This is a genomic window from Companilactobacillus bobalius (genome assembly GCF_009764355.1).
The window spans coordinates 60,621-83,100 of the sequence record NZ_LNUA01000011.1 but is presented as its reverse complement, the minus strand read 5'-3'; the positions used below and the strand labels follow the sequence as shown (position 1 = coordinate 83,100).

The 22,480-nt window shown below is 32.9% G+C and carries 23 protein-coding genes; 1 reads left to right on the top strand and 22 read right to left on the bottom strand.

Annotation, left to right across the window (positions count from 1 at the left end; all coding sequences use genetic code 11):
* Nucleotides 1-28 precede the first annotated feature (28 nt).
* From ATN92_RS02250 to ATN92_RS02155, 20 genes are all read right to left on the bottom strand, one after another.
* Nucleotides 29-1,138: an LCP family protein gene (locus ATN92_RS02250; RefSeq protein ID WP_056953532.1), complete on the bottom strand. Its 1,110-nt coding sequence runs from the start codon at nt 1,136-1,138 to the stop codon at nt 29-31.
* A gap of 123 nt (nt 1,139-1,261) precedes the next feature.
* Nucleotides 1,262-2,377: a UDP-galactopyranose mutase gene (gene glf / locus ATN92_RS02245; protein WP_056953529.1), complete on the bottom strand. Its 1,116-nt coding sequence runs from the start codon at nt 2,375-2,377 to the stop codon at nt 1,262-1,264.
* A gap of 15 nt (nt 2,378-2,392) precedes the next feature.
* Nucleotides 2,393-3,157, bottom strand: a complete 765-nt coding sequence (locus tag ATN92_RS02240; protein ID WP_056953527.1) for a glycosyltransferase family 32 protein — start codon at nt 3,155-3,157, stop codon at nt 2,393-2,395.
* A gap of 24 nt (nt 3,158-3,181) precedes the next feature.
* Entirely contained in the window at nt 3,182-4,174 is a 993-nt protein-coding gene (locus ATN92_RS02235) for a nitroreductase family protein (RefSeq protein WP_056953524.1), read from the bottom strand.
* A gap of 31 nt (nt 4,175-4,205) precedes the next feature.
* The gene (locus tag ATN92_RS02230; protein ID WP_056953522.1) at nt 4,206-5,603 is read right to left on the bottom strand and encodes an oligosaccharide flippase family protein; all 1,398 of its coding nucleotides are present in this window, start codon (nt 5,601-5,603) and stop codon (nt 4,206-4,208) included.
* 23 nt (nt 5,604-5,626) lie between these two features.
* On the bottom strand, nt 5,627-6,727 hold the full coding sequence (locus ATN92_RS02225) for a polysaccharide pyruvyl transferase family protein (protein WP_056953520.1): 1,101 nt from the start codon (nt 6,725-6,727) through the stop codon (nt 5,627-5,629).
* A gap of 5 nt (nt 6,728-6,732) precedes the next feature.
* The gene (locus ATN92_RS02220; protein ID WP_056953518.1) at nt 6,733-8,031 is read right to left on the bottom strand and encodes an O-antigen polymerase; all 1,299 of its coding nucleotides are present in this window, start codon (nt 8,029-8,031) and stop codon (nt 6,733-6,735) included.
* Nucleotide 8,032: 1 nt separating this feature from the next.
* The gene (locus tag ATN92_RS02215) at nt 8,033-9,049 is read right to left on the bottom strand and encodes a glycosyltransferase family 2 protein (protein WP_056953516.1); all 1,017 of its coding nucleotides are present in this window, start codon (nt 9,047-9,049) and stop codon (nt 8,033-8,035) included.
* 1 nt (nt 9,050) lies between these two features.
* Nucleotides 9,051-10,025, bottom strand: coding sequence for a glycosyltransferase family 2 protein (locus ATN92_RS02210; RefSeq protein WP_056953514.1), 975 nt, complete (start codon nt 10,023-10,025; stop codon nt 9,051-9,053).
* Nucleotides 10,026-10,047: 22 nt separating this feature from the next.
* Complete coding sequence (locus tag ATN92_RS02205; protein WP_056953512.1) at nt 10,048-10,854, bottom strand: DUF4422 domain-containing protein; 807 nt, start codon at nt 10,852-10,854, stop codon at nt 10,048-10,050.
* 97 nt (nt 10,855-10,951) lie between these two features.
* Nucleotides 10,952-11,620, bottom strand: a complete 669-nt coding sequence (locus ATN92_RS02200) for a sugar transferase (RefSeq protein ID WP_056953509.1) — start codon at nt 11,618-11,620, stop codon at nt 10,952-10,954.
* A 33-nt stretch (nt 11,621-11,653) separates the two neighbouring features.
* Entirely contained in the window at nt 11,654-12,439 is a 786-nt protein-coding gene (locus ATN92_RS02195; protein ID WP_056953507.1) for a tyrosine-protein phosphatase, read from the bottom strand.
* A complete protein-coding gene (locus ATN92_RS02190; protein WP_056953506.1) occupies nt 12,436-13,191 on the bottom strand; it encodes a CpsD/CapB family tyrosine-protein kinase in 756 nt (251 codons plus the stop codon). Before ATN92_RS02190 ends, ATN92_RS02195 begins: the two co-directional genes overlap by 4 nt.
* An 8-nt stretch (nt 13,192-13,199) precedes the next feature.
* Entirely contained in the window at nt 13,200-13,976 is a 777-nt protein-coding gene (locus ATN92_RS02185; protein ID WP_056953503.1) for a YveK family protein, read from the bottom strand.
* Between the two features lie 249 nt (nt 13,977-14,225).
* Nucleotides 14,226-14,492 carry a hypothetical protein gene (locus tag ATN92_RS02180; RefSeq protein WP_056953502.1) on the bottom strand — a complete coding sequence of 89 codons (267 nt, stop codon included), beginning with the start codon at nt 14,490-14,492 and terminating at the stop codon, nt 14,226-14,228.
* Nucleotides 14,493-14,764: 272 nt separating this feature from the next.
* On the bottom strand, nt 14,765-15,280 hold the full coding sequence (locus ATN92_RS02175; RefSeq protein WP_056953499.1) for a PadR family transcriptional regulator: 516 nt from the start codon (nt 15,278-15,280) through the stop codon (nt 14,765-14,767).
* 50 nt (nt 15,281-15,330) lie between these two features.
* Nucleotides 15,331-15,867, bottom strand: a complete 537-nt coding sequence (locus ATN92_RS02170) for a phenolic acid decarboxylase (RefSeq protein WP_056953497.1) — start codon at nt 15,865-15,867, stop codon at nt 15,331-15,333.
* A gap of 688 nt (nt 15,868-16,555) precedes the next feature.
* Nucleotides 16,556-17,374 carry an SPFH domain-containing protein gene (locus ATN92_RS02165; RefSeq protein WP_025085357.1) on the bottom strand — a complete coding sequence of 273 codons (819 nt, stop codon included), beginning with the start codon at nt 17,372-17,374 and terminating at the stop codon, nt 16,556-16,558.
* A gap of 18 nt (nt 17,375-17,392) precedes the next feature.
* The gene (locus ATN92_RS02160) at nt 17,393-17,716 is read right to left on the bottom strand and encodes a hypothetical protein (RefSeq protein ID WP_054643824.1); all 324 of its coding nucleotides are present in this window, start codon (nt 17,714-17,716) and stop codon (nt 17,393-17,395) included.
* Nucleotides 17,717-17,790: 74 nt separating this feature from the next.
* The gene (locus ATN92_RS02155; RefSeq protein ID WP_056953495.1) at nt 17,791-18,603 is read right to left on the bottom strand and encodes a glycosyltransferase family 8 protein; all 813 of its coding nucleotides are present in this window, start codon (nt 18,601-18,603) and stop codon (nt 17,791-17,793) included.
* 112 nt (nt 18,604-18,715) lie between these two features.
* Between ATN92_RS02155 and ATN92_RS02150 the strand changes: the two genes are divergently transcribed.
* On the top strand, nt 18,716-19,126 hold the full coding sequence (locus ATN92_RS02150; RefSeq protein ID WP_056953493.1) for a peptide deformylase: 411 nt from the start codon (nt 18,716-18,718) through the stop codon (nt 19,124-19,126).
* Nucleotides 19,127-19,146: 20 nt separating this feature from the next.
* Here the strand turns inward: ATN92_RS02150 and ATN92_RS18675 are convergent, their stop codons facing one another.
* Together ATN92_RS18675 and ATN92_RS02140 are read right to left on the bottom strand one after the other, a co-directional pair.
* Nucleotides 19,147-20,589, bottom strand: a complete 1,443-nt coding sequence (locus ATN92_RS18675; protein WP_234032516.1) for a hypothetical protein — start codon at nt 20,587-20,589, stop codon at nt 19,147-19,149.
* 241 nt (nt 20,590-20,830) lie between these two features.
* Nucleotides 20,831-22,471 carry an Nramp family divalent metal transporter gene (locus ATN92_RS02140; protein WP_056953491.1) on the bottom strand — a complete coding sequence of 547 codons (1,641 nt, stop codon included), beginning with the start codon at nt 22,469-22,471 and terminating at the stop codon, nt 20,831-20,833.
* Nucleotides 22,472-22,480: the final 9 nt, after the last annotated feature.

Here is a 22,480-nt window from a genome sequence, read left to right as displayed (position 1 = left end):
ATATGTAAATATATAGTTTTCAAAAATTCTAATACCCTGTATTTGAATACCCTGAGTTGCTAGTAGTTCCCTTACTTTTTGCAGTAGAATCATTTGTAGTATTTGAACGCTGTGAACCAATATTATTAATATCTTGAACTGATTTATTGGTATTAGTACTCTGTGTTGACGGTTTAAACTCAATATTACCAGTCTTAGCGTGAGGCAAATCCAAATTCTCACGAATAAAGTTTGTTACGCGTTGTAATTCAGATTTTTTCATAACTTCCATACTTTGTTTAGCAACTTCATCGCTACTACCCTGCAAATGTGTTTCTGAGGTATGTTTTCTAACCGAATTATAATCCTTAGCAATTGTAGTTAATTCATCGAACGTTAAATCAGTTTGCGTTTGATCAGACAATGAGTTAATAAAGCTTTGATTTAATAACGTAGATACTGAACTACTCTTATGTACTAAGGCAGTAAGAACTTCCCTTTGACGAGTCTGACGACCGTAGTCGCCTTTTGGATCGTCATATCTCATACGCGAGTATGCCAAGGCCTTTTTCCCGTTCATATGAGTTTTTTCATTCTTTGTAAATGAAGATCCTTCATATTTAAAACTCAAGGACGGTGTTACATCAACTCCGCCAGCCTGGTCAATAACTTTTTCCATACCACCCATATTGATAAGTGCATAGAAATCAATCGGAATGTTCAAAAGTTTTTGAACAGTTTTAATAGCTGTCTTAGTTTGGCCGTATGAATATGCAGCATTGATTTTAGCAGGAGAAACTGACTTATATCCTGGAATATTAACAGCCGTATCACGAGGAATACTTGTTACAGTAGTCTTCTTATTATTCGGATTTAAAGTAATTACCATCATACTATCAGTACGTCCCTTATAATCTCGACCTAATGCACCGGTATCTGTTCCCATTAAAAGAATAGACACTGGCTTCTTATTCTTTAAGGCATTACTTACATCACGTTCTTTAGTCACACCTGATGGTTTAAATGAACTATTTACTGAATTCTTTACGCTTCGATAGCGCGTCATTCCATATGCTGCTCCACCCAAAACAAGTAACAATACGAATGATAAAAATACATTTCTTAATGTATGTTTTTTCTTTTTTCTATTATTATGCATCTTATCCCCCTAAAACCAAATCATCCATGTTCTAATTAATTAAACTAATACAATAAATACCCGAGCTATTACAGATAGACTATCTAATGATTCATTAAAATTTCTAGATATTCACATGGTAATCTAATTTTCAAATTCTCTTTTTACTATTTGCATTGCTGACATAATAGTTTGATCCATATTATAATAACGGTACTGTCCTAATCTACCACCAAATATAACATTTGGAAATTCATTTCTTGCTAATTTAACATAATTTGAATATAAATCTTTATTTCTTTTATTATTGATTGGATAGTAAGGATCATCCCCACGATGCCATTCTTGAGGATACTCATGGGTAATAACTGTTTTTCCATTATTCCCTTGACCAAATTCAAAATGCTTATGTTCGATGATTCTAGTAAATGGTGTATCTGAATCAGTATAATTTACAACTGCATTTCCTTGATAATTATCTTCATTCAAAACCTTTGTATCAAAGCGTAAACTACGATATTCTAATTCACCTAATCTGTAATCAAAGAATTGATCAATCATACCGGTAAAAATAATTTTATTATCAGATTTCAAATATTTGTTCTTATTTTCAAAAAAATCTGTATTAATTTTAACGTCTATTAACTCATTACTTAGTAGCTTATTAATAATTTGAGTATAGCCGCCAATTGGAATTCCTTGATATGGATCATTGAAGTAATTATTATCGTATGTAAATCTTACAGGTAATCTACGGATAATAAAAGCTGGTAAATCCTTTGCGGATTGCCCCCACTGTTTCTCTGTATATCCTTTAACCAGTTTTTCATACACATCTGGCCCTATTAAAGATAGTGCCTGTTCCTCAAGATTTTTGGGATTTCCTTCAATATGAAGCGCTTCTTTTTGACTTTCAATTTTTCTTTTGGCTTCAGTAGGTGTTATTACTCCCCATAGCTTGTTGAATGTATTCATATTAAATGGAAGGTTATAAATCTCACCTTTATAGTTTGCAATTGGACTATTTATATAATTATTAAAGTCTGCAAATTGATTAACATAATCCCATATATCCTTCATTTTAGTATGAAAAATATGAGCACCATACTTATGTACTTGAATTCCCTCTACTTCTTTAGTATAGATATTACCTCCAACATGATCTCGCTTTTCAATAACAGTCACATTATTTCCTCTTTTTGCCGCTTCGTTGGCAAATACCGAGCCAAATAAACCTGAGCCAACCACTAAGTAGTTCATATAAATCCTCCTAATTTATTGTTTTCCTCGTCCAAATAGTGGTGAATACACCTTAAATATTAAATTATATACATGAACGCCTAAATATTTTTTTATTCTTCTAGAAACCCTTGCATGCCTATATTGTTTCTCTAATGAGAATTTATTCTCTGAAACCCAGCTACTATTAAAATGATGTGTCGTATAAGCATTACCAAAATCTTTAGAATTCTTAATTTCTCCATACTGCTGAGGACAAAAAACAGAAGTTTCATAAATTATATGATTATCAATATTCTGACGTTTCCCATTAAATTTAAATCCTCTATCTTTGAAGAAAGATGTCACTATCTCAACAGTACTACTATAATTTATTGCATTTATAGCCGCATCCTTATCCATTGAAGAATATATATTCAAAATTTCACCTAAAATAGTATCCCCTTTTTCAGCAGCAAAAATTAAACCTGTATTAATCCGATCAATTTCCTCAGTAGCAAAAAAGGAGCCATTATTGACAATTTCATCTATATTCCTTAGGAACTCAACATCAACATCAACATAAATACCACCATTCTGATGAATAATATCTAACCGTGCATAATCCGATACAAAGGCAAATTTGTTCATCGAATAGGCACATCGAACAAACTCATTGGAATTTATATCGTAATTTTTCTCATTCCATTCTACAATTTTGTAATCTGGACAATATTTTTTCCAAGATGAAATTATAGATTCAAAATTATCTGGCTTTGTTCCATGTCCAAACCAGCAGTAATTAATAACTTTCGGAATCATATATTCATTTCCCCTTCTATAAAACTAATCAACAAATTTTAGTACTTCATTTGTAGGTTTTCTTGCTGATTTTGCTGCTAGTACTTCATCCTTAGGATACCCTGCCGCAACAAATGCTATTAAAACCTCTGAAGGTGAAATTCCTAATATTTTTTTTACCTTCCTTTGTTCTTCGTTAGGTAACATCGAGTTAAGAATGCATGATGCCAAGTCAAAGTATGTTAAAGAAAAATCAAAATTCATTAAAAAGAGTCCACCATCTATATATGCTTCATTTCTTTCATAACTCCCTATAAAGGATCTTCTATCGACAGTAACTAAACTTAATGTTGGAGGTAACTCATAACCATTGAATCCTTTTTGCAACCTTAACAATTCAGCTATTTTATTTTTATTACTTGTTGTGTAGACTTTCCAAGGTTGCCTATTACAGACGGAAGGTGTTTTTAAAGCCAACTTTACTGCTTCATCAAATACACTACTATCCACGCCTTTATGTGAAAATTCACGTTGCGTTGTTCGATAATATTCAAATTCTTCAAAGCTCATGTCATTTGCTTCTTTATTAACATGTTTCTCTGCACCAGCCATTTGCTTTCCAAATGAAATTTCATCAAGATTAAATAATGAATCAAAAAAAGGAGTATCAATACCCGCATTTTTATGCTTGTTTTTGTAAAATTTTAAAACGGAAATAGCATTTTGGTAAGAAAAGTCATTTTTATCAAGATTCAAACGTTCAAATTCATCTAAATTTGCCTTCAAACCAGACAGTGCTCTTTTTCCAAAATTAGGTCTAAAATGCGGATGACTAAGTCCCTTCTCCAAAGCATGCGTATGAAAAATCAATAATTCTTTAACTCCCTTATCCGAACTACCTACCAAATGGAAATTAGTTGAATTATTATATTGAACAGCATCTTCGCGAAATTCATTCTTTACACGACCATGTTCTCTAAACTCTCTATACTTAATTACCCAGATGTTGGGAACAATCTTTTTTACAAGTTCTTTCATCTCGTTACCTCTTTGATATACAATTTAATTATTAATTAAAAAATTTTGCCTTTATTCCAGAAACAACAATTCCAAGAATTTGTTTATTTAAGACAATGGAATACCCCATAGCAAATATGCAGGAAGAAATTATTGCCAAAGGTGTCTGAACCATGAATAAGCTCAATACAACACCACTGGCTATAATATTGATAAAAATGATTCTCTTTGAGTAACTCAATTTAACCATGCCTTTAACTTTCATTCTTCTATACCAATAGATGAAAAAACTTGACAGCAAGGTAGCAAATGCCGCAGCATATATTCCCATGGTCTTAATAAGGACAATATTAAGAACCAGATTAATAATGGCAGACCATACAGTGGTTGTACCCAATATCCACGTATTTTTATGGGCTGTGAAAACACCACCAAAAAAACCAGACAAATTCGAAAAGAACGTTGCAAAAAGTAATATTGGTACACAATAGATTGCACTATAATAACGATGATTGACAAAAAATCTAAAAATAATTGGCATAAATGCGGTCATTAAAAGAACTACTGAAATTAAAAAATTAATCAAATACACAAAAATCTTTTGAAAAAATGCATCACTATCATCTTTTGCAAGAGCACGTGCAGAACTTTCTTTCCATGACTGATAGAAAAAGCCATATACTGTATCCATTAATGTAGGAAATTTATAAGCTACGGCATATAAACCTGATGCACTGGCACCTAAAACATTCATTATCACAATTCTATCCGATAAATTTATAATAGACCAAGAAATACTATTTGGAATCATTGGTATTGAGTATCTAAGCATTTCTCTGTAATTCCCTGACGCCTTGAAATCTATGAAACGCCAAACATGTATTCTGAATGCCGTAAATATGGCTACCGAACTTTGTGCAATTATAAAAGCAAATAGCATACCATATACACCAAATCTAAATACAGCAATCAAAGTTACATTCAAAATAACATTCAAAATTCCTGTAATACAATTATATAAGGCATACCAATCTGTTCTTCCTATACCTCTCAAAAAAGCACTAAAAAGAGTTGCCACAACGGACGAAATCATATACATTAGGAAAACCAATATCATCACTTTATTGATAAATAGATATAATATTCCACAAATAGCACTAACTATTAAAATTCCTACTCCAGTGATTTTTACCGCTACACTAATTATCGATTTTCTTTCATTATCATTTTTTGCATCAATTAAATAACGAAACATAGACTCATCCATTAGCATAGTTGCAAAGGGAACACAAAAGGTTGAAATACTTATTATATAATCGACAGTACCATATTGGTTAGTGGTTAATAACGCCGTATATAATGGTAATAGAAAAAAAGAAACCAGCTTAGTACTCAAATTTCCTAAAGCAATTAATCCCGTGTTCTTTATAAGCCGATGTTCTTCTTTCATAACCTACTCCTCTTGATAAAAAGTTAATCATTTTTTGATAATGCTGATTTCAAAAAATTAATCGAATTCTGCTTAAGTAATTCGAGTTTTTTATTAACAGTTTTGAAGTCAATTTGATCATCCATATTAAAATTTGAATCCATTATCCTATTAGTTAATCCTAAGTTACCCAATAAATCTAACATTCTAGGAAAACTCTTCCTAGTTTTAAAAGTTGCAAATCTTTTTTCGAATATTATTGAAAAAACAGTAGCATGAAAGGAATTAGTAACTACATATTCAGCGTTCTTCAATTTAGATAGAAATTCATTTGGTGCCAAACCATATAAATTTTCAGAATTAACTGAATCAAAAATTTTCTTTTTTGTAATGTTAGATATATATAATACCTTTAGTTCTTTTTCCTTGGCTAATTTAGATACATAATCTACCAATTCATTATTTGGCTCCAAGAGATAAACAAATATGTACTTACCATCATTATCTTTATTCAATAAAGTGGAATAATCATCACTTTTTAAAAGCAGAGTGGGATCTAGTACAACTTCAAAGTCCCTATTTGTTAAGCTTTCTAGTTTTTTCTCCATACTTTTTTCACGTATTGATAAAGAATTAAAACTTTCTAACATTGGTTTTATGGTATCAAGATCTTTTTGATTTTGTCCGTTTTGTCCCATACTTGGTGCGTACGCAATTTTTTTCTTTGAAGAACTAACGAAATCCAAAAAGTAAACCGAATCTACTCCACCTGTACACTCAAAGTTCCAAATTTGATCGCTTCCAGCTACAAATGCATTCATTTCAGTATTTAAGCTTTTTAATTCTTCAATAGAGTTATACTTTTTTGAAGTTATTTTTAGATATTTCTTATGAAATTTTCTAAATGAATGTCTTCGTTTTAAATTTTTTTTCAAATATAAAATATCTGAAAGAAAAGTTTTAGGTCTATTCTTATACTGATGAATTCTAAACAATTTATAATTTTCAAAATCATACATACATATATAATCTATTATTTCCGATTCATACCCCATTTGCTCAAGTACTTTTTGTAAAGCAAAGGCCTGTAGGGTAGAACCGTAATTATATGGGTAATGCAATGTTACTGTACCCACTTTTTCCATTGTATTTACCTCAAATCCTCTGAACCATTAGTTTCATTACTTTTTAAATTCTTAAACATAAAGAACGATAGTAAAAACGCCCCGGTAAAAGTAAATGTTCCAAATTGCCATCTAAAAAAGGACGATGCTAGTATTTCAACTAGGATCATAGCTGGAAATACATATTTCTCATTTTTAAATTCTGTAGATAATACATATATCCATTTACTTAATCCACCCAAAATCAGGGAACCGATGAAGACTCCCCAAATTCGAAAATCAATATATAAATCATAAAACATAGTATCAAACGCGTTATACCAATTACCTGAATATATTTGAACCCAATTTTGTTGAGGTATATTAATTAAATTTGCAACATTTTCATATACTGGTAAATTTATTCCAAATTTGTTTAGGATCACATCCAAAAGCTGAAAGATTCCACCAAAAAATGCTAGACCATTTCCCTTAACGCCACTAGTATCTACTGTACCTATCCATCGAGATAATATTGGTAAGTTTACATTGAAATATGCATATACTGAATTGATTTTTAAAGATCCGACACTTTGAGACTTAACCCTAAACAATGTGGTAACAAAAGCAACTATTCCTAAAACTAGGACAAACATTCCAACTCTTCTAATAGTTTTCCATGGAATATCTTTCCTATAGTATCCCATAGCAAAAATAAACTGGAATAGCATAAACATAATAATTAATCGTCCACCAGTTGCTATTATGTAAGCACCAATACTTATCCAACTCATTACTTTATATTGTAACTTTAGCCTACCATGAAAGAGTTCAATAACTGCTACTGGTGCAACACAATACGTCATTGGAACATCGACAATATTATAAACATTCAACATTAGCTTAGAAGTAAAAAACTTTGTTCCATCATCATTATATGAATATAGCAAGTCTCTAATATATGCATAACTAATACCACTTCTTAAATAATTAATCATAATGACAACTAACATAATATTGAATACGGTACTGAAAACAATTATTAGTTTAATCAACCAATTTCTATAAGTTGTTGGGAAAGCACTTCCAGAATTATTTATTCTAAATGCCCCTACTAAAGTCTTACGGATTAATACAGTTCCTAAAATGAAACTTAATGTACCTATAATTACTAAATTTAAAGCTTCCTGATTTATCTGCCCATTAATCCGATATATATCTAACACATAAGTTAAAAGACACAAAACCCATGGAATTAAAAAATAAATTAATGGGTGTGTAAGATCACGTCTTATAAAGACAATGAAAATAATTATGCAGATAAAAAATATTAATAAATAACCCATCTCATTTCCCCATCCGTTTAATATGAATAACTAAACTATTCAACTTATTTTCCATAGAGTAAAACATCCCTTTAGAAAGCTTTAATAGATTTAATTCAGCTCTATACCTAGGAGAGAGAAGTTTTTTTTCTAACTTCCCATAATTCTTTGACAGAATTAATTGTAGTTTTTCATCCTCACCAAAGTCTAATCTCTGATTTGACAATGCAGCCTCTCTATATATGTCAATTATTGCTGCAATAACAGAGACTTTTAATTCAGGTAAAAATTTTGGTTTCAATTTACCTAGTTCCTTTTTTCTCAAAATCCTCGCATCCAACAAATTAAAAAAGGACTTATAACTATCGGAATGAACTATGGAATTATCTCGTTGATTATAAAAGTACAATGGTTCATCTAATAAAACTATAACTTTGGCTTTTAAGTACGTTTTATAAACCGTAGAAACGTCCTCATAAGTTGTACCCGAAGGAAATGAAATTCCTTTCCAAGTAGAGGCTTTATAAATTCTCCCCCAAGTTCTACTTCTGAACTTTCTGTCATCCAGTAATGTCTTCAAACTTGAATCACTATCTTGACGAACACATTTTCCAGAAGTATCTGGTTTTTCTATTCTATCGCCATATACAAAGTAGTTTTCACAAGCAACAATATCAGCATTTTCATTTAAAAGGACGTTCAACAATCGTTCTATCATCTCAGACTTCACCCAATCATCCGAATCAATGAATACTATAAAATCACCATGCACATTCTCTAATCCGACATTTCTAGTATCAGCTATTCCCGAGTTTTTTTTATGAATAACCCTAATACGAGCATCATGATTTGCAAGAGAATCACATAATTTATCAGACCCGTCTGTTGAACCATCATCTATTAATAAAATTTCTAAGTTATCATATGTTTGAGTACAAACACTTTTTACAGACTTTTCTAAATAACTTACTACATTGAATACCGGTATTATTACTGATACTACTGGATTTGATTTTTCCTCTTTATTTAAAGAATCCATACTATATTCCCTTTTTTACTTTAAGATAATACTTCCAAAAACAACTGTATACGGGATAGCCAAGGTATATTAAAATTAAGGCAACTTTATCCCTTGTAGGCGTCTTAGAATCACCTAGAACTTTAAATCCATTCAAGCGAATTTGTTTCACTAGTTTGTTCTTTATATCCCTATGTTCTTTAACACCTTGCATTTGGTTAAGTGTACTAATTTTAGCATAGACCCTTCTACGTAAAACAGCTCTTTCCAGCAGAGGAAATTTCTTGCTAACGTCTTTCCCCATTTGATCAGTCATACTAATCAAATCCATCTTATTCAAGCTGAACTTTCTATTAACAATAGACTTAGAGCGATATACATAATTATATTTTTCATCGCTACCAATAGAAACGTACTCTGACGCCATAATAAACTTATAAGTGGTTGAAATATCTTCAAATAATTTTCCGACAGGAAATTCTATATTCCAAAATAAATCTTTGCTATATAATTTTGCCCAAGCAGAAGTATCCACTTCATCAGAATATAAAAGTCGTTCTAATGTTTTTACAGATGAAAGTTTCTCATTTCCATGGTAAAAATGATGTTCTACTTTCCCATTAGTAAAAACAGTCCTGTGTTGGCAAATAGACATTTTTACATTATTTTTTGATAGAAGATCATAAAGATACTCGACATAATCATTATCTATAAAATCATCTGAATCAACGAAAGTAACAAAATCACCACTAGATTTACTGACTCCAAAATTTCTTGCATCGGACAATCCACCATTAATCTTGTCAAATAGTTTAAATCTAGAATCTTCATTCACAAATTCTTTACAAATACTTCTACTACTGTCTGTAGAACCATCATTAACCATTACTACTTCAATATTCTCATAAGTTTGATTTTCTACACTTTTTAAACATTTTTTAAGATATTCTTCAACATTAAATACTGGAATCACTACTGAAACTAATGGTGTATTCATAAAATCTCTCTCCAATTATTACCTAATCAACATGACTTTTAATATGTGCTTCACCATGTCCAATAACTTTTCTTTTAATAAATCCAATTCCCTTTTTAAACAATTGTTGTCCCTCTACATACAACACTGGCACTTCTACAAACGAAATCTTATTGTTCTTTAACCATACATCCAATAAAAGTTCACTTACATAGCCAAAAACTCGAGCCTCTTGCTTTGAATAATCTGATATATCTAATCTATTTTGTAATTCAAAAAGAATAGAAAATAACCACTCACAATATTCATCAAAGAATTCTGATTTCATAATAAACATATTAAACATATGAGCAGATCTTGCATTCATTACTTCATCATACGAACTTCTATATTTGGGATACATCTCGGAAATAATATTCTTTGTACATTTCAATGCCTCAGATGGATGGGCATGAACATAATGTGAGTAATTTGTTTCAATATAATATTTTCTCTTTTGAGGTAAAATAACATCAGCGCTTTTAAACAACGATTCCAAATCTGAAGTAGTTAAAATCTTATCAAAAATTTTATTTTCCCCATTAGTAAAATGATTTTCTTTACTTTTAAGATATCTGCGATAATGAACCAATCCTTTATACCTAGAATTAACATTTTTCCAGATATAGTATATTCCTGTCAATTCACTATAGTTGGAATTCAAATTAGAAATATTATCCCCTATATCATCTCTTGTAAAATTTGGTATTGTCATTTTACCCGAGGCACCAACTTGAATGGGAACATAAGAATTATCTTTCGGCATATCATATTTCTTGTGCCCGGCAACACCAATAAAAAAATCTTTCATAGTTAAACATCCTCAATTAACTTCTTTTAACAATATAAGGCCCAGTGAGATTATGCAATCAACACTCAGCCTTACAAAAAATATAGTTATAAATTTATTAATATGCCCCATTAGGGACAAAGAAAATACCGACAGTCTTGATCATAACGTACAAATCAAAAGAAATACTTCTTTTACTTATATATTTAAGATCCAAACTAACCATTTCATCAAATCCAACATCGTTTCTTCCACTAACTTGCCATAAGCCCGTACAACCAGGTTTCACAGTTAGTCTTTGCATGTCATGATCTGTATACTTAGCAACTTCTCTTGGTAAAGGTGGACGAGGTCCCACTAAACTCATTTGGCCTAACAATACATTAACTAATTGTGGAAGTTCATCAATACTATATTTTCTGATAAATTGTCCTACCCTTGTAACTCTAGGGTCGTTTTTCATCTTAAACATAGCACCTTCAATTTCATTTTGTTTCAATAATTCCTTTAAATGACTATCAGCATCAACTATCATTGAACGGAATTTAAACATTTTAAATGACTTTTTATTTTTTCCTAATCGTATTTGTGAATAAAAAACGGGGCCTTTTGGATCTTCAATTTTTATCATAACTGCGACAATCAAAAATAATGGTGATAAAATTATTAATCCTAATAAGCTTGCAACAAAGTCAAAAATTCTTTTTGACATTCGATAGATATACCTTCTATTCTGATATTCAAGATTAACAGTTGCCTTATCACTTTTATCATCAAAATATTCCATATTAAAATCCCCCCTAAAAACACTGTCTTTATACTAAAATAGCCAAAATTTCTTTTTCTTCTTAGGTAATGAAGATATCTCAATAAAATCAGTATCACCAACGTCATCACCATTGATGATATTTCTTGCATTAAGATTAAATAATTGTGCCTTGCGAAGTCCCTCTTCTTTTTCTAACTTCTCAAAGGCTTCCTTCATCAAATATCTACGCCCCTTAAAATTATGGGCATCAGATGAAAAAACAAATCCTAAATTGGCTTTAATGATTTCTTCAGTAAGTGTTTGAACCCTTTTACCAAACACACCAAGATAACTGCTACTTGTCAATTGTGTTAAACATCCCATTTTAACGAAATCATATAATTTATCAGGATCCTCTTGGATTCCTTGATTACGCTCTGGATGGGCAATAACTGGCGTTATACCACGAGTAGTTAAATCAAAAATCATGTCCGCTGTATATTCAGGAATACCATCGTGTGGCATCTCTAACAATATATAACGATTAGTTTCATCCATGAACAGAACATCATCTTTAGCAATGGCATCCATTAGTTCCCCTGTTAGATGAACTTCCTGACTAGCAAACACACTCAACGGTATGCCTGCATTATCTAAAGCTTCTTGAAATTCATTAGTCTTTCTAATCACATCTTGTTTGTGATTAGTGTATTCCCCATCCATATGGTGAGGAGTTACCAGACTATTGGTAATTCCTTGATCTACAGCTGCCTTAGCCAAATCTAATGACATCTGCATATCTTTGGAACCATCATCAACGCCTGGCAATATGTGGCAATGCAAATCAATTAATTTCATTTCTCTTTCTCAGCTCCATAGTATCCGCCATAATAACCACCATAGTATCCACCATAATAGCCTTGTGACTTTTCTTTTGTGACACGATTCATAATCACACCTAGAATATTAGCATGAACCGTATCTAATAATTGCTTAGCATGAGCAACGCCAGCTTTTTCAGCAATTCCTTGAGGTACAACCATAATTACACCATCAATTTGTGCTGCCAAGACTTGCGCATCAGTAACTGTATTAACTGGTGGCGTATCCATAATTAATAATCCAAATTTATCTTCAAGACGATTAATTAAATCCTTAGTTCTCATACTCCCAAGAAGTTCGGACGGATTAGGTGGTATTGGTCCACTAGTAATAACAAATAGATTTTTAACCATAGTTGGTTGAATAACATCTTCAAATGAAGCATTTCCCAATAAGTAACTGGACAATCCAACACGATTACTTACATTAAAGGTTTTATGGATTGTTGGACGACGAAGATCGGCATCAACAAGAACAACGGTCTCACCTTGTTTAGCCCAAGTTACCGCAACATTGTTACTTACGGTAGATTTACCTTCAGATGGAGCAGATGAAGTGAATAAAATTGAATTCAACTTTTTATCTACAGATGAGAATTGAATATTAGTTCTGATAGTATTAAATTGCTCTGAAATCGTACTGGTAGGGTCATCATAAGTAACCAAACCAACACCATTTTTCAAACTATAATTATCTAGCTTTGTAGTTTTCTTTTTAAATAATGCCATTTTATTCCCTAGACCCTTCTATGATTTCTTGAAGATTTATTGATACTCAATTTAGATTGAACTTTCTTATGTTCAACAGTTCTTTCAATATCTTTTTGATCAATTTCAGCAACAGTTCCCAAACTCGTAAGTCCTAAATCATCAGTTAAGAACGTCTCAGTTGAAACTGTTCTATCAGTTAACTCACGAATAAATGCTAATGCTATTCCTAAGATTAAGCCTATAATTACACCAGCTATAACATTTAAGGCCTTTCTAGGACTTACCGGTTTTGTATTTGCCGTAGCTTCAGAAACAATTGAAACATTATTAACACTCATAATTTTTACTACTTTTTTCTTAAAAACTTTTGCTGTCATATTAGCGATTGCTGCTGCAGTTCCTGCATCAGAAGATTTTGCCGTTACTGAAAACACTTGAGAATTCTGAGCATTACTGATGGATAACGAACTCTTTAACGCATTTATTGAACCCGGATATCCCGGATACGCGCTTACTTCCTTATTAACATCTCTTAAAACAGTAGGACTAGTAATAATATCCTTATAAGTACTAATCATCTGAACATCAGCCTGAACTTGTTGGAACTGCGCTGATTGCATATCATCTGATAATTTACGATTGACCAAAATTTGTGTAGTGGCGCTATATTTTGGTGTCATAACGAAAAAGGTAACGAAAATTGCTGCCAAAGTAACAACAATAGTTGTTCCGAAAATTGCTTTTATATGTTTGCGTAAGATGCCTACGATCTGCATCATACTAATATTTTGTTCTGATTCCACTTCGTCCTCCGAATATATACAAGTTATTGTAAATTATATACATAAAAACCCCAGCTTAATTAAAGCATGTATAAAAAAGTATAGTCCATTAGCTCGTTCCAAACAATAATTCTTGACAAATTTAAAAATTTGGCAACGTTTACCAGACGCTTTTTTCCGTTTAGTAAAGGTTAACCAGATTTTTATTTTTACTTTTTGATTAATTGTTTTTACATATATTTTGGACGACCAAGTTTAAATTTCTTAGCTTCATTTTTTATCCTTAAACAATGCCTTTCTAATCCATCTCTGGGAAAAACCATAGATGTGTGACAAATCTTTAATACTTATGGTCTTATCACTGATGCTTCCCAAATATTTTTTAAGTGTTTGACGATCATAGAGTTTCATCGGCATCTGTACTTGGGTGCCTCGGAATTCATGATAAACTTTCATCATATTATCTTCGCCAACTAAATCATAAAGAGCCTTGTATGTTGGATGTAAAACCTCGTAGCGAATTTTTTCCTTTTTCAAAATTATTTCCTCCCGAACTCCACTAATATATAAAATAGCAAAAACTTGGATACTGTAAAAATGCACGGCGCAATACAAAAAGCATGTATAAAGTCCTATGAAATGACATATTAATGGAGACTTATTATTTTTATTTTTTGTGTTTCTTCCTATTATTAATAGTTAGTTAGGCTATTAATAAAAAAGAATAACTATATTCGAACCGGTTCATTCATCTTTGTATGTTCAAATATATCGGGAGTCAAGTTCAATTGTACAAAAAAAGGACGTCATTAAACGTCGCTTTCTCGTTTTAACCACTCAATATGATTTTTTTCTCGTTCGATAGCACGCGTCAAAATCAAATAGTGACCATAATTATTTTTTATTTGTTGCTGATTGGAAAATACTGTTTGGAGTCGTATTTGCAAATGAGCATACTTATCCTGATTAATTTTTAACTCTTCAAAAATCAGTTTCTTCATCAGCGGATCTGTTTCATCCAATACAAAGTACATTTTTAGCGAGAACAAGTCCTCATCTGCTTGCAGTGGTTCTTCCATCCAGGCACGCAAAACTCCATGGCCGACTTCAGTAATTTGATAGTAAGTTGATTTACCATCTTCTTGATCAATTAACCAACCGTCCTCTTTCATACGAGCTAGTTCGGGATAAATCTGACTGTGTGATGCACGCCAAAATTCGCCAACTTCATTTTTGAATTCTTGACTGATTTGGTATCCGGATAACTTGCCTTTATTGTTTATCAATCCAAGCAATACATATGGCAAAATTCGTCTCTTAGGCATAATTCCTCCAAAAAAAATGATATACGATGTTCTCGTATATCATTCTAATACTATTTATTAATACGGTTATAATTCTTATCGAAATATTTACCATTTCTAATATCATCAGGCATCCCTTTATAAGGTGCTTCACTGATAACATCTTCGTTATCTTGACCAGCATCACCCATATATGTGATATTAGCAAATTCAGGCACAACTAATTTTGGATATGTCTCGTACTTTTCACGTGATTCTTCCATTAAATCAATATGTTCATTTTGATATGTCACAGTAATTTCTGGATGTTCTTCAACCCACTTAGGGAAAAAGATTGTTCCGTGTAATTTCTTTTCATTAGGCATGAAGTCCAAGGCTACGTCTGTACCTGTTGGTTCTGTCCAAGAAATCTTGTAAATACCTTCTGTTAACATAATGATATCAGCTTTTTGATCAGTTACCCAACGGCCACCAACCATACCACCGTGAATACGGTAGTCAACTGTGTGGTCGTTTTTTGCGTACCATTCATATTCCCAACCGTTATCGTATGTGTAAATGAAATGTGTTCCTAAAAAGTCTTCTAAAGTTTTAAATGTTTTTGTCATAGTTATTTGCCTCCTTGTGTCGTTATCGACAATTAATAGTATATGTCGATATAAACATATAGTCAAGAGCTTTGTTTTTTTAGAGATAAAAAAAGCCCTCATGCTGAGGGTTATCAAAATACTTATGCTCAATTATCACAAATCAAATTTTAAAAGTTTGATTTATTTAGTTATACTCAAGCTAGAGTCGTAAAGGGTCATTTCTCTTTATTGACTTTAGTGGCTTTAAAAACAAGTAGTATACTCCCTCTCGATTACTGGAGAAATGGAGGGTTAACTATGAGTGAAATGATAAGGTGCGTTGGGCTGTGTTTGCTTTCGCAGAATCCGTTGTTCAACTAGGTATCGCCTGCATATTTTTTGCAGTGGCCTATTGGATAATAAAAAAAGCTAACCACTAGGGTTAGCCAACCAACGAAATTTTTCGAGTCATGATTGAGATCACGGGAGCCATATTCCTGTGGTCTCTTTTCGATTACATAAATATTATAAATGATGATTATTCTTTTTGCAATCTTGAGCGGTTCTTTATTTAGATAACCAATGTTCTTGGCAATATAGTGGAAACGAGCTGCGTGAGGGCAACCTCTTCCGGTTTGCTACAGTATTGAAATTGCCCGCAAAATCCGCGTGCGATTTCAGTACTTAGGCAAATCCTCGGAGGCTAACCGCCCTCACTCCGCTCTCTCTACTTTTTACTAATCTGATTCATAACTTGTGCGGTAACGGGGATTTCGGAGAACTTTCCGATATCTTCTTTACTCATCACAACGGTATTACTTGAAGATTCTGCCAAGGCTGCGAATGCTTGGATTTGTTGATCTGTGAAGTATTTATTGTCGGCTGATGCTAACATGTCATTCAACTTCTTGATTTCGTATGCTTTGGCATCGGCTCTGGCGATGGTTGCAGCTGCTTCGGCTTTGGCTGTTGAGACGGTCGCATCGTTTCTGGCTTTTGTTTCAATTTCAATACTTCTGGCTTCACCATTTGCTTTAGCAATGGCGGCTGTCTTCTCACGATCAGCTCTGATTTGTTTCTCCATTGATTCGGTGATGGAAGCTGATGGTTTCAATTCATCGATATTTACACGGTCTACTTTGATTCCGTAGGTATTAGTCAAATCCCCGATTGCTGCGGCTAAATCTGCGTTGATCTTTGAGGTTGACCCTAGTGCTTCGTTCAAGTCGATCTTACCGATAATATCACGTAAGTGTCCACGGACTAATTGCACCATTGATTCAACTGAGTTGCTGTTTTCATATTCGAATTTACGCGCATCGGTAACGTGATAATTTAATGTAACGTTTGTCTGTACTTCAGCGTTATCTTTGGTAATAACGGAATATCCTTTTAAGGACAACGGTATCATTGCAAGGTCCACTATTCTAACTTTTTGAAAAATGGGAATGTAAAAACTCAAACCAGCGTTAACTTCACGCTTGTATCTCCCCAAAGTTTCAACCAATCCTACATGATTTTGACGCACTACCTTAAATCCAAACATTATTCCCCGCCTACTTTTCTATTTTAATTCCTGTATTGTCAGGATATTACCATTTGCTTTAATAACCTGATAATTACGTTGGGTGTTAACTGAATCGTTTGCCAGTAAATCATAGCGATAGTAGATACCTTTAACCTCGACCAAGTCGTTTGCCATGTTGATCTTATCCCCTCTGACGATAGACCCTACAATTTGGCGCTGTTCGAGGTTATTTGTAGGTACAGCTTCACTCAATTTGGTGACAATATAATTATTAACACTACGATTCTCACGACCTGCATCTTCTGCTATTCGGTCGTACAAATCTTTATCTAGTCTTAATGCAATCATCTTATCTGCCATATCTGTATTATAGCACCTTTATATCAAAGTGATATCACTTTGATATAAAATTTAGGCAAAATAAAAAAAGCCTACTAATGTAAGCTTTTGGCAACATGTGCATAATGTTTGTACAATCCGGAGAAGCGTTCTTTGTAATCTGACTTCCAAGGTTTATCCCGCCCACAGAAATGTAAGATTGAGGTATGTTCAATTACCCAATCAATATCCCAGACGCCGTTACTCTTGGTGTAATAGAGTGGATTCATTCGAGCATCGTAATTGTAGAGTTCATCGGGAATCTTTTTGATGTGCTGTCCATAGAGTCCATTCAAGATATCTTGATCTGGTAAGAACAGTGCTAGATTCTTAATTCTGATGTAGCCATAAATATCTTCAGCTTTGACATGTTCTCGTTCTTCCGGCAGGTTCATCAAAATGACTCCAGAATTGTAATAGCCATCGGTATCAAAGTTACCTAAACGGATCTTATTTAATGAATCAGTTACATCCAGTGCGATGTGACTAGCGGCTGCGTACCAGTAACCGTCGAAGTCCATGTTATATAATTTTTTCAAATCATTGATCACTAAAACGTCGGTATCGAGGTAGAGTACTCGCTTCAGATTCTTGGGTAGATACTCGTAGGCCAGCAAGCGATAATAAATTGTCTTCGGATAGCGGTCGGTCACTGGTGCCTTGTCGAAATGGGTATTGGAAACAATGATTGGATGATAGGTCATCTTGAGTTTCTTACAGACCTGGATAATCCTTTGGGTATGAGTTAATTTCTTATCTTGAATCACATATACGGAAAAACTGGTTGCGGAGGTATTACGTTTGATTGAGTATAAGACTGTTAGTAGTTGATCGACGACACGATCATCAATCGCAAATAATAGATTCATTGGTTCCACGCTCCTCTGAATTGATTAACTACCCTCATTATAGCCGTTTGTTGCTTGAATCTACTATCTTTCATCGCTTATAATGAGAACATTCTATTCTAGGAGTTTAATTATGATTAAACCAATAAACCACGACCAAGCACTTCTCAGTCAAAAATCCAAATTAGCCACTAAAAATGATTCTCAAGTCGTTCAAGATCTACTCGACACTCTACAATCACATTCCGAAAACTGTGTCGGTATGGCAGCCAACATGATTGGCGTCAACAAACGTATCATCGCCTTTTCTATGGGAATAATGAATGTTCCTATGATAAATCCTTCTATTATAAGTATGCAGAATCCCTATCACACTTCTGAAGGTTGTCTTTCTCTTGACGGTGAACGTCCTACTAAACGTTATAAAAATATTACGGTTAAGTATTTAGATGTTAATTTCAAAGAACATACACAAGAGTTCTCTGACTTCATTGCTCAAATTATTCAACATGAAGTTGATCATTGTGATGGTATTTTGATTTAAAGATTCAACACACAGTCACCTTAGTCACATTGTATACTACAAACCTCAATTAATTCTTGAAATGCATCTAACTGTTCTTTAACTTTATTGAAATAAATCTTTTTTGTATTAGAACTACCATGTGAAAACTCATTTCTATTATCACGTATACATGAAATCAATTTATTCATTTTTGTTTTTGAAACTCTACTAGATACTTTGGATGACTCATTCCAAAGTATTTTGTATATAGCATACATTGATGTTCCACTTGCTTTAATGATTTTCTTTGAAACAGCCTCTTTATATTCTTCTTCAGTTATATAATCTTTCAAAAAATAATCATCATATTTTTTTACTCCATAATAAAAATTTTTTGCATATTTTCCCTTACTAATTTTTTCTATACAAGGACAGATAACTTCGTATGTAAAATTTTCAAATGCCATATTTAATAACAATACGCTTTCACCCAATTCCTCAATAAGTAAATAAGCCTTCGCATCTAAATAAAGCTTTTCATATAGTGGCGACGAGTTGGACTCATATATATCAGAGAGACTTAATGTTTCTACATTAGGGGATATTTCATACGTTCCTCTATCATACATTGGTATATTTCTAAACACAGTATCCATAGCACCATATTTAATAGAATGCATTCCTATCATTGAAGGATAAATTCTTTTAATCCAATACTCACCCGTCTTTTGTCTATACTGATCAATAACCAAATTAATCGATTTACATACAATCTCTTGCATTACTGATGCAGTTTTATCTTTAGAGCTGTTTTTCTCACAAGATAAATAATTATTTATTTTTACAGTCCATTTAGAATTGCTAACTATAGATTCTCTATCCTGAAATCTAGTAACATTACCATTTGTTTGAATAATAGAATTATTAGCTCCTCTAGTACAAGAAACACTAGCAACTAATTCATCTTGTTGAAGAAAAACTTTAACGGGCTCTAATGTGCTATTCATTGCTATTGGCACCGTTAAATTTGTTTCCGTCCATAGTCCATTATCCCTTATAGCATATAAAATTTTAGTATCTTCGCTATAAATATCTTGAGTCTGCTCATCGAATACTCCAATTTTTTCCAATTGTTCAAAGTATTCTTTTGCCTGAATTAATTTATTACTTTCCCTGTCTTCTAGATATAAAATCAGCAAAGTTTTTACTGCTTCTGATAAAAATGCACTTTTATTTTCTTTAAGTTCTTTAGAAAATCTTTCATGCTGCATCGTTTTATACATCCAAAAAAGTGTTTCTTTATAAAAGGAATTCGAAAAAAGGAAACCAAACTTTCCCCGATAAATGACATACATTCTTTTTTCTATGACATTCTTTTGATTGTCGTTCAATTCTTTGTATTGTTTCAATACATTTTCAAGTAAACTAGAGCTTTTAAAAGATGAGTTAATAAATTCTTGAATAGTATTATCAATATTTTTAATTTTGTTTTGATTGTCCATTATATTTTCTCTCCATATAAGAAATTCAAATCATCCGTTGTATTTAATTTTAATATTTGATATAGCAAAATGGCCAGAAAACTTATCATTTTCTAGCCATTTTTGTTTTAACGTTTCATATCTTCTAAATTCTATTTTTTGATAACTATGGTTCTTGGAAATATAGTAAAAATGAGTTTCTCAAGTATGACGGGCAATTCCAAGGCACATCCTCAGAGGCTGACCGCTCTTACTTCGCTCTCTATCTTTCTGCGACTGCTTCTTTATCGAATTCAGCTTCTGAACCGGCTTCTCTTGATAGTTTAGCCAAGTGTTCATATGTTGATGATACGTGTTCACTTGCTAATTCTGTCTTCAATCTTTCATTACCTTTGTGCATATCAACCAATGTCCATACTAGTAAGGCTACTACGGCTACGATTAATACCCAGGCGATGATGTCGGCTTGTGTTGATTGTGCTGCTGTAATTCCATCTCCATAGAAAGCCTTGATTTGATCTGGCAATCCGTAAAGGTTTAATCCTGTTAGGGCTAGAACTGAGAACCAACCGAATCCTTTGATCCAGACTGCGTTCTTAAATTTCTTACCCATTTCAGTAACACTGTCGGTCATTAATAGTAATGGCAACATTGAGAATGGTAAGGCGAAGGCTAAGAAGACTTGTGAGTTGTTCATTAAATCATTCAAAGCCACGTGCTCATCAATTGAACTCTTACCACTTGTTAACATAACACAGATTAGAACTGGAATAACTGATAGCAAACGTGTTACTAAACGACGTAACCATAGAGGCATCTTCATATGAACGAAACCTTCCATGATAACTTGTCCTGAAAGTGTACCTGTAATTGTTGAATTTTGACCTGAAGCTAACAAAGCTACAGCGAACAATGTTGAAAGGATACCTGATTTAGCAACGGCAATCAAAACGCCATTACTTAGTGTTGATGTATCTGATAGAGCTTGGTATAAACCGAAGAATGATGGATCTTTAACGGCACCACTCTTGAAGACGGCAACACCCATGATCAATAGCAAAGCATTAACAAAGAATGCGGCTGTTAATTGAATATTTGAATCCCAAGCTGAGAAACGTACGTTTTGTGCAACTGATTTTTCATCAGCATGATCAACTTTTCTTGTTTGAGAAATAGCTGAATGTAAGTACAAGTTATGAGGCATAACTGTGGCACCAATGATTCCTAGAGCACCTTGCAATGGTGATTGTCCACCAATTGTTGGATGTGTAGCGAAGGTCTTACCTGTTGGAACTAATCCAGCAAAGGCAGCGCCCCAGTTAGGATCTGATAGTGCAACTTGGTATACGAATACGAATAAAATAACAAGAATTAAACATACAACGATAGCTTCAATTTTTCTGAAACCAATCTTAGTTAATAATAACAGTACTAAAACATCACCAACGGTGATAAATACAGCGATTACTAATGGAATATTGAATAATAGGTACAAAGCAATCGCACCACCGATAACTTCAGCAATATCTGTCGCCATAATAGCGAACTCAGTTAAAATCCATAAAACGATTCCTAATGATCTACTTGTTCTAGCACGAATTGCTTGTGCCAAATCCATCTTACTCACGATGCCTAGTTTAGCAGCCATATATTGTAACAACATGGCAATTAAACTAGACAAGAGAATAACTGACATTAATAGGTATTGGAAATTTTGACCACCGGTGATTGATGTTGACCAGTTACCTGGATCCATGTAACCAACGGCAACTAAAGCTCCTGGACCTGAGTATGCAAGTAGAGTTTTGAAAAAGCCTTTGTCCTTTGGAACATCGACTGTACCATTGATTTCTTCTAGTGAAGGACCATTGGCATATTGGATTAATTTACGCTTTTCAGCCATATTAATCTC